Origin of the sequence: Neobacillus muris, from assembly GCF_943193175.1 — a bacterium.
Classification (GTDB): domain Bacteria; phylum Bacillota; class Bacilli; order Bacillales; family Cytobacillaceae; genus Neobacillus; species Neobacillus muris.
In genome coordinates, this window is record NZ_CALPDF010000001.1 from 100100 (window position 1) to 117536 (window position 17437).

General features: G+C 45.1%; 10 protein-coding genes. 1 reads left to right on the forward strand and 9 read right to left on the reverse strand.

Translation table 11 applies throughout. The features are described 5' to 3' along the window. Positions 1-154: 154 nt before the first annotated feature. Positions 155-1621, forward strand: coding sequence for a sensor domain-containing diguanylate cyclase (locus NFS43_RS00485; protein WP_251548749.1), 1467 nt, complete (start codon positions 155-157; stop codon positions 1619-1621). Between the two features lie 116 nt (positions 1622-1737). Here the strand turns inward: NFS43_RS00485 and NFS43_RS00490 are convergent, their stop codons facing one another. The 9 genes from NFS43_RS00490 to NFS43_RS00530 all read right to left on the reverse strand — a co-directional run bounded on the left by NFS43_RS00490 (position 1738) and on the right by NFS43_RS00530 (position 17432). Next, positions 1738-3018: an FHA domain-containing protein gene (locus NFS43_RS00490; RefSeq protein WP_251548751.1), complete on the reverse strand. Its 1281-nt coding sequence runs from the start codon at positions 3016-3018 to the stop codon at positions 1738-1740. A gap of 115 nt (positions 3019-3133) precedes the next feature. Continuing rightward, complete coding sequence (locus NFS43_RS00495; protein ID WP_251548753.1) at positions 3134-3436, reverse strand: pore-forming ESAT-6 family protein; 303 nt, start codon at positions 3434-3436, stop codon at positions 3134-3136. A 25-nt stretch (positions 3437-3461) separates the two neighbouring features. Continuing rightward, positions 3462-3764, reverse strand: a complete 303-nt coding sequence (locus NFS43_RS00500; protein ID WP_251548755.1) for a WXG100 family type VII secretion target — start codon at positions 3762-3764, stop codon at positions 3462-3464. Between the two features lie 33 nt (positions 3765-3797). Further along, positions 3798-3989 carry a hypothetical protein gene (locus NFS43_RS00505; RefSeq protein ID WP_251548757.1) on the reverse strand — a complete coding sequence of 64 codons (192 nt, stop codon included), beginning with the start codon at positions 3987-3989 and terminating at the stop codon, positions 3798-3800. A 17-nt stretch (positions 3990-4006) separates the two neighbouring features. Beyond that, positions 4007-5386 (reverse strand): Mbeg1-like protein, encoded by a 1380-nt coding sequence (locus NFS43_RS00510; RefSeq protein ID WP_251548759.1) that lies wholly within the window; start codon positions 5384-5386, stop codon positions 4007-4009. A gap of 7 nt (positions 5387-5393) precedes the next feature. After that, complete coding sequence (locus tag NFS43_RS00515; RefSeq protein ID WP_251548761.1) at positions 5394-6149, reverse strand: hypothetical protein; 756 nt, start codon at positions 6147-6149, stop codon at positions 5394-5396. A 58-nt stretch (positions 6150-6207) separates the two neighbouring features. Continuing rightward, positions 6208-6459: a ubiquitin family protein gene (locus NFS43_RS00520; protein WP_251548763.1), complete on the reverse strand. Its 252-nt coding sequence runs from the start codon at positions 6457-6459 to the stop codon at positions 6208-6210. After that, positions 6452-11077 (reverse strand): type VII secretion protein EssC, encoded by a 4626-nt coding sequence (essC, locus tag NFS43_RS00525; protein WP_251548764.1) that lies wholly within the window; start codon positions 11075-11077, stop codon positions 6452-6454. Before essC ends, NFS43_RS00520 begins: the two co-directional genes overlap by 8 nt. 433 nt (positions 11078-11510) lie before the next feature. Continuing rightward, complete coding sequence (locus tag NFS43_RS00530; protein ID WP_251548765.1) at positions 11511-17432, reverse strand: Ig-like domain-containing protein; 5922 nt, start codon at positions 17430-17432, stop codon at positions 11511-11513. Positions 17433-17437 lie beyond the last annotated feature (5 nt).

A 17437-nucleotide genomic window follows, 5' to 3' on the forward strand; every position in this document is an offset into this window, starting at 1 on the left:
CCTATCAAACTAGAATTATATGGTAAAAAAGCTAGTAATCTGTTAAATTATAGTAGGAGTGTACTCTTCTGCATTTTTTTGCAGGATTCCATAATGACAGGTTCAGTCTTGTTGTGCTAGACTACTTGGGATAAGTAGTAAAGGATGATTTTTTATGTCTTTCTTGAAGGATTTTGTTAAAAGGCCTGATTCAGTTGATGCGGGGTTTCTGCTTTATAATGCCAAGGTTTCTTTTGAAAGATTACGATATGTATCATTTATGTTGGTCATCACTTATCCAGCCTTTTTCATTTTCGATTTTTTTATTTTATCCAATCTTCAACATCCAGCCTATCGTTGGGTGCTTTCTGTCATCCATTTAACCGGGCTTGTCTCCTCTCTGCTCCTGTTGTCCCTATACAGCCGCTATAAAAAGCCGCCGAACGAGTTGATCATCCATACCTATATTTTTCTGTATTTATCCTTAGGGGTAATCGCTTCCATTAACAGTCAGGACTTTACGGGGAATATCTATGCTTATTTAATCATCGTATTTGCTGTTGCTGTTATATTTCCGATTCGGCCCAAATACCTGTTTAGCCATTTTCTAGCAGCCCATCTATTTTTCATCATTGGAATCAGCCTCGTCCACCCCGTTGACCTGGCCTATACCGTAAAGCTGGTAAATTCCACTGGCTGTGTAGTCATATCCTATACCATCGCACTATCCTTCCAACGCTATCGCCGAAGTGAATTTTCTATCAGGCAGAAGCTGCAGCGTAACGAGAATAGCTTTCGAAGGTTGTTTCATATGAACCCTTCTCCGCTAATTTTAGCAAAAATCGATGGTGAGATTTTGCTGATCAATCAGCAGGCCATCCATTACTACCATTTAGATGAAAAAACGATATTCTCCTCTCATCCGGGCAGTTTCCTATTTACACAGCCTGAGGAAATGGAAAGCATCGTGAACAGGCTTTTAAAGGAAAAGAGCATCAAAAATTATATAACCGAGCAGCAAATGGCACCGAAAAAAACAAAATGGTCGATGCTGCATTTTGAATTGGTCGATTACCTAGATGATACGTGCATCCTCATTGATACAATGGACATCACCGCCATGAAGGAAAAAGAGCAAGAACTGCTGGAACATGCCACGATTGATATGCTGACAGGAGTCAGAAACCGCCGAAGCGGTCTCGAACTCCTGCAAAAAGAAATAGAGGGCGATTTGCCTTCGCAAGGATTTGTCCTGTGCTACATTGATATCAACAATTTAAAAATGGTGAACGACCAATACGGGCATCCGGCTGGTGATGATTTAATTAAAACTTGCTGCACCACGATAAACCAAAATATCTGTCAAACTGACATCCTGTTTCGTTTGGGCGGAGATGAATTTATCGTCATCTTTTTCAAAAAACACCTTAGGGACGTCGAACAGATTTGGCAAATCATCAACTTGGCCTTCCAAACTATCCAAAAGCCATACCCCATCTCTGTCAGCCATGGCCTTTACGAGTACACACCAGGAACCACTGCCACCCTGGAAGAAATTCTTGAACTGGCAGACCAAGAAATGTATCAGTACAAAAAACAAAGCAAGGAAAACGCCGGCAGGCCTCTTGTAGATCAAAAATAAGAAGCAATAGAGGGTGCTTGCGCTAGCCAATTCTCAAAGTTAAAACTTTAAAACTTTCTATCTAAAAAAAGGCGGCCCTTTTACGGGGCCTGCCTTTAAATAGAAACAATGCAGGATCAAAACAGCTTAAAGACCATTTCTTCGTTGGCAATCCTGATTTTGTCTTGATGTTTAAGCTTATTTTTTTGGTTAGGCTGGAGTTTTTTTCCGTTTAGGAAACTGCCATTGGTGGAGTGTTTGTCGATAAAGTAATAATCCCCGCCTTCCATGACCACTTCTGCGTGGACGCGTCCGACTGCCCGATTTTCCGACACATAATCCGCCTGCTCCGGGTCCCTGCCCAGCTTAAACACCCCTTTTTCAATCACGACTTTTTCACTGGAGGCGCCAAGCAGCAAAAAAGGTTTAGGCATTTCCAAGCTGGCTGCTCCCGCTCCCAACACAGTCGTTCCTTCCTCCTGAACCCCATGAAAAGCATCTAACACCGTGGTGCCGCCATTATCTTCGTGAAAGCTGCCGTGATTCGGAACAATATTAATCGATGCCCCGCCAATCGAGGATGCCCCCTTTAACAGCGAGTCCCCCTCGCCAAGCTCCGTGCGGGTAATCCGTTTATATTGCACCTCTTCTTCAATTTCCAATTTTTGTCCTTTTTTCTTGTCAGCCATGCGGCTTTTGTACTCCGAGGTCAACACACCATGTTCATACGATGCTGCCGCTTCGGCCGATCCCTTCCCGGGACTGTAAAAATGGGACTGGGAATCATCAGCAGCAGCTGCCTTAAAGGAGAGTTGTTCCACCGCCGCTTCTGCGGCAACGCCCTTATCCGCCGCCGCAGAAAACGCTGCAAGATGTTCCTTAAAGTCCAATAAATCCATTTCTGACTCACTTGATAAATAATTATGGAGTTTGATGAAAAATGATAAATCACCCTGCTCATCGTAGGGAGCAGCCGCAACCAAGTCCCGGAAAAATTCTTTCATTGATACCTTTTCAAAAACATCATTCTTTATCGGAACATAGATAAAAACTAATCTATTTGAAAAGTGATCAAGAAAAATATAGTTTTTATCAAGCAAAATATGGTCAAGCTTTATTGCTGGGTTCTTCTGCAAATCGGTTAAGCAGTCTGCCAAGTTTACTAGATAGGCTGCGAGATGTTCCTTTTTAAGCAGCCGGGAAAACAGCCTTCCGACCGTAAAATCAGATAGTTCATCATAACGGATGTACATCTCGTCTTCTTTTTTTAAGACGGCACAGGGCAATATTCCCAAGACCTGTTGATTGGTTAAGGACTCTAGCGAATCACTGTCGATTTCCGCATCAGCCGGCACCTGATAAAAAAAGAACCTCGAAATCCCATAGCTCTCTGTTTTAAGATTAAGATGTTTGATCATTTCGCATCGTCTCCATTAAAGGCGTCACACTGCCCATTTTTCGTTCAAAAGTTAGGCGGCTATGCCGGACTCTCCCTCGTTCGCGAAAAGGGAGAGCCCAAATAGCCAGCACTCGTTATTTAAATGCGCTCGCATTATTATTGATCGCATCCTCAGCTTGATTATAAGAATTCACAGTTTGGTCCAGGAACGCAGCGTAGCTATTTACGACCTCTCGGAAACTCTCAAACTTTGGTTGAAGTGCATTAAAATTGCTTCTAATTGTGTTCGATGCATCAGAATTCCAAGTGCTTGCCAATGCATTCATTTCACGCTTAATGTCATCAAGCCTTGCAGCCAAATTGTTGTTTAATGTACGGATTTGATTTGCCGTGCTCGAGACCTCATTAAGAGATATTTTGATTCCTTCAACAGCCACCTTATGTCACCTCACTCGTTATCGATTAATTTGTTAAACGTTTCGCAGCGTTTACGACTTCGCCTTGTGTATCGCGGTAGGTCTTCGCACTTACTTTCAAGAACTCCGAATACTGCTTCATTAATTGGGTCATCTTTTGCAAATCATCCTGGAAGCCCTCAATTTGGGTCGTGTAAGCGACATTGTCCTGCCCAGCCCAAGCAGCCTTCATCGCGTTGACTTCACTGAAAAGCTGTTTGTAGATTCTTTCATAATCAGCTGCCTGCTGGTCAATCTTTGCGGATGCAGTCTCTAATTTCGCTGGATCTACTGTAATCGATCTTGCCATTGATATCACCTCCTTTAAAGTTCTTCCAAAAATTTAAATCTTTCTTAGCTCGTTAATCACACTTTGATACTTATTGGCCGCCATTTGGAGGCTTGAAGCGCTCTTGGCGGCACCGATTCCTTTGAACTCCTTGCCGATTCCTTCCGAAATTTCCTCCAGTTCCCTGGCAATCGCAGCAATATCGACAATTAAACTATTAATCTTGATTTGCAATTCCTTCTCCATGCCGTCCCCCCAACTGGTTAATGCAAAGCCCTTGCTTTGGCCAATAATTTAGACTCTGCACCATCCAAAAGACTAAGAGCCGTATTCAAATAATTGATATTTTGATTGAGCGTAAAATGGAAGGTCGTCAAAATATCAGCCTTCAATAAATTATCAAACCCCATAATCCCGACTTCCATATACAACGAATCAATCCGGTCATTAATGTCAGCTGTCAGCCGCTTAATCGCTTGCAGACGGTGGGCATAGTATGCCAAACGGTGAAGATTGACCTGGATATATGGCTCCACTGTTATGTGCCCCCCGAAAAGGGCATGGCCGTTCCGCTTTAAAACCAGGTTCACCCTTTGTTGGAGCTTGGAAAAGACATTTCTGACATCATGAATAACCTTCGAGGTGACATTCTTTAATCCCTTATAGACTGCCACACAGCCATCGATTACCTGCTCAGCCGCTTCCTTCATTCCCTTCCAGGATGCTTGGATCACCACCAAGGCCGCATCACGCAGAGCAAGCGCAGCTTGATAGATTTCCCGTGCCCCATGAATCACATAGACAAGCTCAAATCTGATGATTTCTCCCATAAGATGGCCAGGAGAATGAATCCCCCCCGGCCTGACCTTTTCAAAGCGGCCGTTTATAAATTCAACACTCGTTTCATAATGTGGATAAAATGGGTCTAAGTAGAAATTTTTATTAATCTCCACCACTTTATCCACATAGGGGGCAAAGCCTAAATCATGGACAAAATCCCCCTCATAGGCAATAAAATCAAACCGCTCACCCTTCAAAGCGTCCTGCTGCCTGCGGGTCAATGCCGGCCAGAAGATCGGAGCCCCATTAATGACATAGCCGCTCAAGCCATCGTCTAAATTGTGGACAAATACATAGGATGCCAGATTTCCGCCTTTTGAATGGCCGAAAACATATTTTTCACCCACAGCTTGGTGGATAAACTGTTGATAAAATCGGTCGGCTTCTTCCTGCTGTTGGATCTCGTTCCCGATTCCAGCAGAGCCATTCGATACCCAGTCCGTCTTGAAGTGCTCCCAATCAAGCGGGTTTTCACTGCCTCTAAACACAGCCGCTGCGTTCCCATCTCCGTCTCCCCAAGCATAGCCGACAAAGCCGGACTCCGACCTGCCGCCCATATTGGGGTTGTTATTTTGATAACCATTTAACGTCACATTGGCCAGGCTGGAATCCTCAAAGCGGTCAGAATGGAAATACTCCTCCAATGCTTCTCTCCTTGCATCGCCCCCGTTATCGGGAATCCGTTTCACTTTTTGCCAGATTTCTTCGACAGTCAGTCCCTTATACCGCCCTTCCGGCAAATCGAAGTATGACAATTGCAAGAGGATATTTTTTTCTTCATCATTCAGGTTATCAAGTGACACGGATTTCTCACTCCTCAAACGGCTCGTAATACGCTTCGATTTGGCCAGGCTCCGTTATTTTTGCAAGATTATCCACCATAATTGTTCCAAACACCTTGGCATCTAAATTGGACCATGGCACATTATTGACATTGGAGGTTCGGATATAATCGGCCGCATCAACAGAATCATCGACAAACCCGAGGGAAACGCCATAGGCTTCCACCCCTAGCGGCTCCAATAGCTGCAGCAAGCGATAAACCGGTTCATAGTACTCCTCTGGGTTCGGTGCCTCAGACGTTTTCACCGCAACTTTCAGCACGACTTCAGCGTCCTGATTCTTTTTTGAAAAATAGTCCATGGCAGACATGCTTTTCATCGAGCTATCGTATTTACCGTCTTCCACATACAACAGAACCCGATAGTCATAGTCCCCTGGCACAATCGCTTGGATCTCCTGTTTGTACTTGCCAGTCAGTTCCTCTCCCCACTTGGACAACATATATGTATCGTAATACTTGTCTTCATGATCTCGTTTTGTGCCGGCCAAAAACACCTGCTCCGGCTTTCCTTCCGGGTGGACAATGACTTTGTCGTCCCCATACATATTTTTAAAAATAGAATGGCCTTCCTTAAAGGTCTCCACCTCAAACTTTTCTCCATACGTTTCCTCTAAATGATTCACAATCGCTTCCTCCGAAGCTTTCTCACTCATACAGCCGGTTCCTCCTAGTAATAGAATGATGGGAAGAAGTATGCCGAGCATTCGTTTTTTCCGTTTCATCATGCACCTTCCTTTAGGAACAATAGGAATCCAGCCGGGCCAAAGTGCGCTCAGCCATTTACAGCAGCATCAGCTTCGACCCATTTTTCAAACCAAGTTCTTCAATCGTCAATTGATGATCCAGCACCTGACCGGTCACCCGGTCGCAGAGAACAGTCTGCTCTGTCGCCTTGTAGTAGCCCTTTGACAATTCAGAGGCTGTATTCGACAGCAGATAGGCCACCTCATAGACCTTGCTTTTTAAGGGAATAAACACGTCATAACTGTGATGGGAGGCCGGATTATAAATCTCGACGAGGATTTTAGGCATATTCCAAAACCTCCTCCTCTTGAACAGATGTGGACAGCAGTTTGACCAGCTTCACTTTCCCTTTGCTGATTACATAGCCAAAGTCTTCAGGTATTTCCTTGTACATATCGTTCGTGATTTTATTGATTTTCAAAGCAAATTGGTCGGTGATGCCGTTGCCTGCCCATATCGCATCATTAAGGGAGGCTTGCTTTTGAAACCAGCTCTCATAGGAATACGAACTTAGCCTGTCTGCTGCATCCGTCAAAATCATCGTCACGTTTAAGCCATTTCCCCGCTCTAAAAAGACCTTCAATTTATCTTTTCCGTCCTCTGACAGGCAGCCCTGCAATTCACTGAATGAGTGAACAATGCAAGTGATATTTTCAAAAACCGGAGCCTCCTTGCCTTCTGCGAGCCTATCCTTCGTTGTGTTATTGCGATAGACCAACGTATTAAACAAATAGACAATCATCTCTTCTAATTGGACAGGCTCGCTCACATATTGATACGGCTGGCTGGCTGCGTTCTTAATATAGCTTCCCGGGTCGATCATGATCACTTCACTGTCCGGTTGTTTGGCCGCCAAAACTTCTGCCAGCCCTTCCACGAAGCGGGAGCTATTTTCCACCGTCGCCGCCGCAGCCAGATTAACAAACGAACTGTGAAAATCATAGGCCGTGATTCGTAAGGAAGCTTTTTCAACCCCTATCGGCACCAGTTCGGAATGGCTGAACTGAATTTCCTCCTGCAGGTACTCGAGGTCGACCTTTTCTGGCAGAATCGGGATCCTTCTTGCCCCATTCTTATGCCATTTTTGCTGGCAGTCACGGCAATAGCCCGTTATAAACTGGTACCTGTCTGCCGCTTCCTTCGAAATTTGGGCAACCTGGAATTCATAAACGGCATCCGTTTTAAAAATTCCTCTGCCTTTAAACTTGGACGGATAAACGCCATCCACATTTCCCAACACGCCGGAGTATTCTGATGTGTCATTCAGCTGCAGAACGTACATCTGCTTAAAGTTCTGCAAGAGCTTGTAGCGGATCGCTCCGGTATTCAAGGCCGTTACAACAAAGTAGATGCCGTATTTCGTTCCTTCCCGGGTCAGATAGGAAATGGTTTCCTCATACTGCTCATACGTTTCAGAAAACGCTGAATAGTTATGGATCATAATCATCATCGATGGCACCGTGCGGCCCGACATTTGATTGTAATTTCTGAAGTCCCCTCCAAAGTTGGCAAACAGCTTTTTCCTTGTGGCAATCTCGCTGTTTAACAGCTTAAACAGATTGTCAATTTTCTCTCCTTCATGTGACAGCATCACATCACCGACATGCGGTGCTTCACGATACCAGCTGAGCGTCTCTGACCCAAAGTCGAGCAAATACAGGTTGACCTCATCCGGCGTATGCTCTTCCATTAAGGAATAGATCAGGGTGGTCAAGAAGGTGGTTTTGCCGCTGCCGGCGGCACCGTAGATGACCGTATTCCCCTCATGGGAAATTGGCAGTCGCATCACTAATTGGCGCTGGTTGGCCGGATCGTCATACTCTCCTATCACCGGATTTAATTCGAAGCGGTCTGATGTCCGGTCCGTCCGGTACTTCTGTTTCAGTTCATTCACGTAAATCAGCTCTGGGATGGGATCCAGCCAAAGCGGCTTCACCTTAATATTTTCCTGTTCTGCCAGATTCGCCAAGTACTTTGTTACCTCATCGATTTGGCTGGACGGATTTTTAACGGTTTTTTTCCGTTTATCGATTCTGGCAGACTTTAATACCCGGCCTAAATTATCAATCACCGCAATCCCATCATCCTTGGTAGTTTCTACTTTATCGGATGGATAGTATGGCGCTCCCGCCCAAGCGGATTGGCCAAGTTCAAACAGCTCGTTGTAGCCGACCTGCAGGAAGAACCGGCCGGTTTGCTTGATTTCAGCCGCATCTGGACGCTTGATCACTTCCATGCTGTCGGCTTTTTCCTGCACCTTTAAACTGATGCGGAATTTACTGTTGCTCCATATTTGGTCATCGACCACCCCTGATGGCTTTTGTGTCGCCAATATCAAATGGACCCCAAGGCTCCGGCCGATCCGTGCCGCACTGACCAGCTGATCCATAAATTCCGGCTGCTGCGTTTTTAATTCGGCAAACTCGTCTGAAATCATAAACAGGTGCTGCAATGGTTCCTTCACGACGCCTTCCCTGTAGAGTTTTTGATATTTATAGATATCGATATTGCTTTCATTTAACCGCCGGCTCGTTTCACTGAAAATCGCCTGGCGCCGTTTTAATTCACTTTGAATCGAAACGAGCGAACGTTTAACGGCAGCCCCATCGAGGTTGGTAATCGTCCCGGCCAAATGCGGCAGGTTCAAAAACGCATTGGCCATGCCGCCGCCCTTATAGTCGATTAAAATAAACGCCACCTCATCGGGATGATAGTTGACTGCTAATGACAGGATGAAGGTCATGATAAATTCACTTTTTCCTGAACCGGTCATCCCGGCAATCAAGCCATGCGGCCCATGATATTTTTCATGAAGGTCGAGTTTAAACGGCTCCCCCGACTGGTTGACGCCAATCGGCGTTTCAATCGTCAGCGTCGGGTTATTTTCCTTCCATCTGGTCGGAGAATTCAGATGCTCTACTTTTCCGACCCCAAACATCTCTAAGAACGTCAGCATATCTGGCAGTGTATAGGCTTCAACAGAAGAGGCCAGCTGGATATTCGCTAATTGAACGGCAATCGGTTCCGCATCCTGATAGCAATAAACATCCGCCTTAAATGCCTGGTACCTGCCGGAAATATCATCTTTATCGTAGATTTTGCAGACTGCCTCATCCAGTTCTACCACATTCGAACATTCCTTAGGCAGCATTTCCAGATCGTTGTAAAGGGCCACCAAACTGAATCCGATGCGTTTCTTTTCTTTTAAGAGCAAATTCATCATTTCCGCCTTGCCGGCCAATTCTTTGCTCATCGAAAAAACAACGTAATGCTGGGTGATGGCATCTGCCTCACTGTCGGCGAGCTCGGCACGTGCCGCTATTTCTTTTTCAATAAAAGCGGAAAGTTCCTTTACTTCGCTTGCGGATGAGGCGATAAACCTGACATTCTGTTCATCATCCCATGTGTGCGGCAGCCATTTGGCGAACTTCCAGCTGTCTTGTTCATCCTGGTCATACATAAACACCAGTTTGAGTTCATCATAGCTATGCAATGACGCCAGCTGAAGGATGATCCCTTTCACAAAAGCGGCAACGTTCTCGCGCTTGCCAATGATTCCGGTTACCCGCTCCTCGGTCAGCGAGAGTGTGACGGGGACTTGTTTTAAGATCGGCGGCGTTTCCACCAAACGATACAATTCATCCTGCAGATTATCATCGTGAAGGGTGAACTTTTTCTCAGGATATTTAAAATCAGCTTCCAAAGGCAGGTCACCAAGCCCTACCCTCACCTTGAGGAAATCATCCTGGCCAATCACGCGTTCCCACAAGGTACGGTCCCGATTTTGGATCCGCTCGAGGCAGGCATCCAGCGTGATATGATTTTCATGCAATATTTCGCTTTGGTAGCGGCATTCATCCGCAATAGCCTGCTTCATCTCTTCTAAATACCGGCTATACTTTTCTTGGCGGATTTTCTCATCGGAAATCCGCTTTTTCTTTTCATGCCTTTTGGTCAAAATCGGCCAGAGGATTGTTCCAATCATCATGCTGATCGACATGATCAGCGTGGGAATGGCGTACATAATGTCGCCATTGTTTCTCATGACATTTTGGACGGTGAAGACTCCCGTAAACAAGGAAGCCATCCCCATGGTCATCGATGGACCTAAAAGCAGCATTAAGGGCGTTTCTTCCGCTGTATTTGGCTGCGGCGGCGGATCGATTTTGATCGTCTTTTTCTCAATATCCCGCTTAAAGCGCGGGGAACGGAAAAATAGGTCCCCGCTGCTATCCTTTGCCAAAAATTCGTCCAGATTCTCTTCCTTTTCGGCAATCGGCTGGCTCATCACAAATGGCTTAAACGCTTGGCGGTCCAAAAATACCATTTGGTGGGGATTATTTAACGAAAGCAATTTTCCGTTAAAAATAATCCGCAGGCCCATGATGGAAATGACGTCGCCGATTGCCAGCTGCTTTTCTTGGATTTTCTCCCCGTTGACATAGGTGCCATTGGAGCTGTTATGGTCCTTGATAACAGCTCGGCCTTGTGTGTCATAGTTAATTTGGCAATGGTAACTTGAAGCCAGATTGTTAGTGAAGCAAATGTGGCTGTCCTTCGAGCGTCCGATTCGAATCTCATTGTTATTCACAATATGCTTGGTAAATTCGTTTCGGTCTTCACTTAGCGGCTCCACGTAAACAAGGGCCGGCATTTCCCTATCGCGATAAATGGTATATGTATGGAATGGTTCCACTACTTGCTTTACTGCCTTCTCACCGTTAGCACCTTTTAAATAGGCTATTTTATTAGACTTCAAGTACCATTGCCCGTCTTCCGCTTCAATGGCCAATAAGTCAATGGTTCGCTGTTCGGCATCCATAGTCGTTAAGACATACCGTCCGGTTATTTTTTCAGGCAAAACAAGGTGGATGGCTTTCCCTTTATCAAATAGTGTTAAGATCAAAACGTCTCTCTCCTTAGAGATTTATCGTTATACTAAAATAGTCTTTTTAGAATTGTTAGTAATTTCCACCCCATAATGCCATTGTAATAGAATATGCAGATAGAATTAATAGGTTGAAATGACTAGTTTTTTAACATGATTATATTGCTAAAGTTGGAGTTTTTTCGGATAGCATTTGTTTTTCCTGATAAAATTGTATTTTTTACTGAAATACTTCGTTTTTTCCAGATAAAACGGATTTTCCCCTGATATATTCTATTTTTTTCCTGGTATCCCAGCATCAGAAGCGAATATTCCACATTAATTGATTCCACCGATTGGATATGAGACTTTTTTAATAAAAAGATCCCTTCTATCATTAAACCTGGTCATTTTTTATTGTCCGGTCCACATAGAAGGGATCATCTTTAAAATGAAGAAATCGTAGCTTTAATTAGCCCTCTGCTATGTCAACATCGTCTTTGCGCCTTTGTTTCCGGTAGATGACAATCGCGGCAGCGGCAATCGCCAGTCCGCCTACCCCGCCGATTGATCCGGCAAACAGCGCCGTATTGTTATACCAGCGGACAAACAGGTTCGTGGATACAAGGAAATCATCCACTCGTTTTTCCAGTTCGTTTCCTGCGGCATCCACTGCCACAATCTTCACTTCCTGCTTCGTATTGGCACTAGGGATCTCAATTTTGTAGTTCTCCCCATCCACCGTATAGTCCACTTTTTTGCCGTTCAAATAGATCTCCGCATTATCGAGCACCAGGTTATCTTTGACGGAGAAGTTGACTGGCTTCTTATCGACCGGATATTGTTCGCCGCTCTCCAAATCGACCGGAACAATCACTGGCGAGGTCTTATCAATCCCAAAAGAAATCTCCGCTTTTTTGGTTTCATCCATATTCTCATTAATGTTGCCTGCTGCATCCTCTGAATACAAGGCAACCGAGTAGCGGCCATCACCGGCAAATAGATTCTTTTTCACCACATACGTATACTGGCTCCATTTTCCGCTGCCGCCGGATTCGGTTACAGAATAATCCGCTCCTTTTGCCAAGTCAGATGGGGTGCCGTTTTTGGTCATCTTCACCTTAATCGTATCCTGCTTCAAGCTGTCCACATTGGTTTCCGTTACAATGACATCTGTTTCGTTCTTAACATACTTGCCTTCCATTTTTTTCAATGCCTCATCAAACACATAAACTGAACCGAAGCGATTGACGGAGAACTGGATCGTTTGGGTCGATGTATTTCCGGCAAAGTCGGACAGTGTGGCAGTCAGCGTATACAAGTCGTCATTTTCCTTCGTCTTCTCAAAATTTTTGAAAGCATAGACCTGGCCGTTTGCCGAATCGGCAAAGCTTCCGGTCAGCTTGACGTCACCGCGGTTTGCCCCAGATAAGCTGATCGAGACAGAGTTTTTATTAAAGTTCGTATCCGAGTAACTAATGACTGGCGCCACATCCCCATTATTGGCGGATTGGTCCTCGACCCCTGTGATGGTAAGAGCTGGGGCTGTTTGGTCAATATAGAACTCATCGGCTTTGTAATCTGCCGAATTGTTGCCGGCCATGTCCGTATACTCGATATCGAAGCTGTACTTGCCATCAGCCGAATAGTTAATTGTAGCGGTGTGAACATCGCCTCGTGTCGTCCATCCGCTGACACCTGGGAAGGCAGCTGGTCCCGTGCCATCGGCTGCGGTGCCGGTTATTTTGATTCTGCTTGTATCGAAGTTATGCTCATGGATCGTAATCGTTGCCGTTCTTGCCGCCTTGTAATAGTTTCCGTTTGCAGCTGCATTATTGCTGTAAGACACGTTAACCGCCGGAATCGTTTTATCAAGCGTAAATTTCTGCTGGGCAAATGGCGCTGCTGCATTACCGGCATTGTCCTTATACTGGATATCAAACGTATAATCACCATCTGCTGTATATCTGATCACAGCTGTATGGGTGGTTTGATCAGGGTCCGCCGCGTTATTCTTGGTGGTCCAGCCGGACAGATTTGGGATCACGCCATCTGTATTGGTGATGAGGTGCTTCACGTCTTCTGGACGGAAGTTCCGCTCGGAAATGACGATGGTTGCTGTTCGGTCTGCCTTGTAATAATCGTGATTTACAGGATCCGCGGCGTTATTATCGTACGTCACTTCGATGGTTGGCGCTGTTTTGTCAATGCTGAACGTGATTTCCTCTTCTGACGTATTGCCTGCCCGGTCCGTGATTTTTACTTTGACCTTTATCGCATTGCTGTTATTGGTCACGCGAAGGGTCTTCGTCATTTCCGTGACCAGATTCCGGTCGGTTTTGGTTTGCTGCCAGCCTTCCGATGTGCTGCCTGGCGCATAGGTTTTGTCATTGTTGATATGGAGATGGCCTGTTTGATTGTTGGCTGTATCATACGGCGCCACGACAGACCATTCAATATCGCCAATGCCGGAATAGGTATCGGTTACGGTTAATTGGACATCAACGTTTTGGTTATAAAGCTCTAAATGGTTATTGTCAGTCAACGTGGTTTTTGCTTTTTCAAATTGAATATGCTTCTCTTTTCCATGCTGTTTTTCATCCTCGATCACGGTACCGTCCGGTGTGGCAAATTCGCTGCTATTGTTTACATGGTCGGTTGCTTTTGCAAAAATTTGCCCCTTGAATGAAGCAGGAACCGTGAATGATACGGTACTTTCCGTTGGAACAGGCTCCAAGCTTCCTAATTGTGCCGCATCGATCTCTTTTAACGTGCCATTGGCAAGGAGGGCATAATACTTCCCGTTCTCATGGTCTAGAAGATAGACTGTTATCGATTTGAGTTTACTGGTCGCTTCAAAATCGTTGTCTCTTTCAGGGTCCTCTGCTGTTACCGTGACCTGAATCGGATTTTTGAAATAAAAGCCATAATCCGTTTGTTCGACCGCATGTTTCAAACTGTCGGCAGCCTTCAGGCCTGAGAACGTGAAGTCAGTAATTTCTGGACTGGTTTCATCGATAAAAATCGTTTTTTCTGCCTGGCTGGCATTTCCTGCATGATCCACAATTTCTGCGGAAATCTGATAAGAACCATCTTCTTTTCTATGAATGTTCGAATAATCGGTGTCACGGGCCGTTAAATCAGGGTTTAATTGCGCCGTGCTTTCGTTGTCAAAATAGTACTCGTCAATTAGTTCATCATTCACGTTGATATGGACCGTATTGACGCCTGAGTCGGCATCCTCTGCTTGCACATCATAGGTTACTTCGCCGCTGTAGAATTCCTTCTGGGCTTCATCCACATAACGAGAAACACCAGCTTTAGGCGTGACCGCAATCTCAGCTTCTGGTTTTGTTTTCTCAATCATTACCACACCGCTGGTTTCTGACTCAATATTCGAATTGCTGCTTGTCACCTTGTACGGCTCTGCACTCTTGTTGTTGACATTGTCGGTTATTTCCACAGAGAAGGTTCCTTTGAAATAATCCGCATCCATCGTGTACTCGGCCTCTGCCGTTAATCCATGATTGGTGAAATCGCTGCGGACTAAAGATGGGGCTGCTGATTGTCCTTCAGGAACAGCCTTCAAGGAAAGATCCTTAATTCCAGCAGCATCATCCTTTACTTTGACGGTGATTTTTATTTGTTTATTGAAGAAAGTCCCAAAAGAAAGGAAGTTTAACACTTTGGCAATGGTGTTGTCGTGTTCCACTTCAAATTGGACAGCTTCCCCATCGGCCAATGTTGGAGCATTTTCATCAATGTATACCGTTTTCCTGGCCTTTTCTTCTATGCTATTACCTGCATTATCTTTGACATCGACAGAAAAATCATAGAATCTTCCTTCTCCCGCAAGATCATCGGTATGAATAGCCTCAATCGCTGGCGTAAGTTCCTTTTCTTCTTTGGAAAAAGGATAGGTTTTGTACTTCTTGCCATTCAGGTCAATCTGGACAGTATGGACTCCGGACGCATCATCCGCCGCCTTTATATCCAATTTCACATCATCACTGTAATATTCCGTTTCCACACCAGTTGACTCATTTGCCTTCACAAATGGGGCTTCTTGTTTATCAGGTGTCACGACGATTTCCGCGGTTGGCTTTTTTCGGTCAATCATGAATAAAGGATTGCCTGCAGGTTCAATATTATCCTCTGTCACTTTATAGGTTTCATGATTGCTTACGCGGTCCGTAATCTCAACCGAAAAAGTGCCCTCAAAGCTTTCTTCGTCGATGATAAACACAGCACGGGATGTTTTGGCATCTCTGCTAAAGTGTTCATCCACTAATTTTGGCTCCACCTTGATATCACTTGAATTTTTTGGAATGGCATTCAATGTGATTTTTTCAACCCCGGAAGCTTCATCCACAGCATCTACCGTTACTTGAATGGCTTTATTAAAAAACATGCCCAGTGTCAGGTGATTCAAGAACTCAGAAATAATGTCATCATGTATCTGTTCCACTTTGACGGATCTGCCAGCAGCAAGCGCTGGTGCGGACTGGTCAATATTAATGTTGACGCTTTGTTTGACAGATTCATTCCCTGCCTTATCCACCGCCCATACTTGATAGGTGCCGGAAGTGTCAGCCGTGAAATGGAATTGGTTTGTTTCCGCATCAAACGGAATTTCTGCAGCTGTTTCTTCTCCCGCTTTGCTGTAGAATACTTTATCAATATCAGATGAATAATGGATCTCTTCAAAATTCTGTTTCCCATTTTCAACCGTGCCAGAAACCTTTACTGGACCGCTATACCATTGGGATCCATCAACGGTATCTTGGTTGGGGCCATCTACTGTTAGGCCGGATAGGGCTGGAGGCTCTGTATCAAATACCAGATAGATATCGCCATCCAATGGAACTTCCTTGCTTCCCCAGCTCCCTGCAGCCTTCACCTTCATTTTTTCGATAGAAATCGATTGCTTAAAGGCATATTCCTTTTTCCAGCCTCTAAAGGACTGCAGGCTGATGAGATCATAGATGGAATCAGTATTTGGAGCCACTGCGGCCTCTGAACCTCTTGAATAAATACGGATTTCCTTATCGCCTTCATGATAAGGCTCTTTGGCTAAAGAACCCGTGATGGACACGTAATCCTCCCAAGTGCCAGTTAAAGACTCATTTTTCGCAAAAATTGCTGTCACTGTCTTGTCATTCGCAATATTCTGAATGACATATGTAAGTGTGCCATCCTCATCGTTCGGAATAATGCCTTCGGTCACTTCCGTTCCATCGATTAGCAATTTGTCGAGGTGATAATCAAAATCTGGATTAATCGTTACTGTTACACTGCCCTTGTAATCCACAACTGGCTTATCGAGTGATAACTGGCCATTGTCTGGTTCGGCAGCCGTCACGTTGTAGGTATTGATGGCAAATTCAATGACCACATTTTGGTCTTTTGTCACGGGGGCAGGCGCCGAAAATTCATATTCTTTCGTTGACTGCGGCTCCCCTGAGGTAATCAAGGTGTCCCCGAAGGTAATCCGCTTAATATGGTAGCCCTCTACAGGAATCACCTTAAACAAAGGTTTCGAGCCATAGTTGACAATGACGGTTCCGCCGGCTGAATCAATGGTTTCGTTGGAGCCATCTTTTACTTCGCCCTGATCGCCATTGTATTGGAAGGAAATCACGTAGGTGTCGACAGCAAAGGCAATGTTGACGGTATGGGCGGCGGTTATATTTTTTATCGTGTACGTATAGCTGCCATCTGGATTTTTAGTGAGATCTTTAAGATCAGTGGCTGTCCCGTCTATTTTAATGGTATCCAGATGATACCCTTGCTCAGGTGCAAGGCTAAAAGAAAAATCGGTACCATAGGTGACGCTGATAGGCTCATCAGGTGGAATCGCTTGGCCATCCGCCGCATTCCTAACAGTGCCATGCTCATAGGAACCAAAGGTAATCGGATTACTTTGTAATCCAAACTCAATGATTATAGTGGTATCCTCTGTCAGGCTGGGGATGGTTTCTGTATAACCGCCCTTATTTTCTTCTGGAACCTTCTTTGCTTCCGCATTCCCTATTTTAATAGATGTAATCTCAGCACCTTGGCTGGGTTCGATTTTGATCTCAACTGGCCCTTCAATGGCCGAAACAGGCAGTCCCTGATAATCATCACCGTTAATTTGCACGGTTCCGCTGCCGTTTCCGATACTGTTAACGGTAATCTGATGGGATATTTGATCTTGATCAGCTGCCGGGTCCGGCTCTTGTACTGGATTGGTTTGTTCTGCAGTGCCGCCAGCTTGTTCCTCATTTACAGCCTGCTGCTCGTCCGTTGTAATCGCAAGAGCGAACTTTCCGGCAGGCAAGTTGTAAGCAGCCAGCATAATGGCAAGAACCACTGCCAAAATACGCGTTACCTTGTTTTTCCTGTTAAACATTTTTC

Coding starts and splice junctions, on each gene's coding strand:
- NFS43_RS00490 (WP_251548751.1), bottom strand. CDS start 3,018: ATGATCAAACATCTTAATCTTAAAACAGAGAGCTATGGGATTTCGAGG.
- NFS43_RS00485 (WP_251548749.1), top strand. CDS start 155: ATGTCTTTCTTGAAGGATTTTGTTAAAAGGCCTGATTCAGTTGATGCG.
- NFS43_RS00530 (WP_251548765.1), bottom strand. CDS start 17,432: ATGTTTAACAGGAAAAACAAGGTAACGCGTATTTTGGCAGTGGTTCTT.
- NFS43_RS00515 (WP_251548761.1), bottom strand. CDS start 6,149: ATGAAACGGAAAAAACGAATGCTCGGCATACTTCTTCCCATCATTCTA.
- NFS43_RS00520 (WP_251548763.1), bottom strand. CDS start 6,459: ATGCCTAAAATCCTCGTCGAGATTTATAATCCGGCCTCCCATCACAGT.
- NFS43_RS00505 (WP_251548757.1), bottom strand. CDS start 3,989: ATGGAGAAGGAATTGCAAATCAAGATTAATAGTTTAATTGTCGATATT.
- NFS43_RS00500 (WP_251548755.1), bottom strand. CDS start 3,764: ATGGCAAGATCGATTACAGTAGATCCAGCGAAATTAGAGACTGCATCC.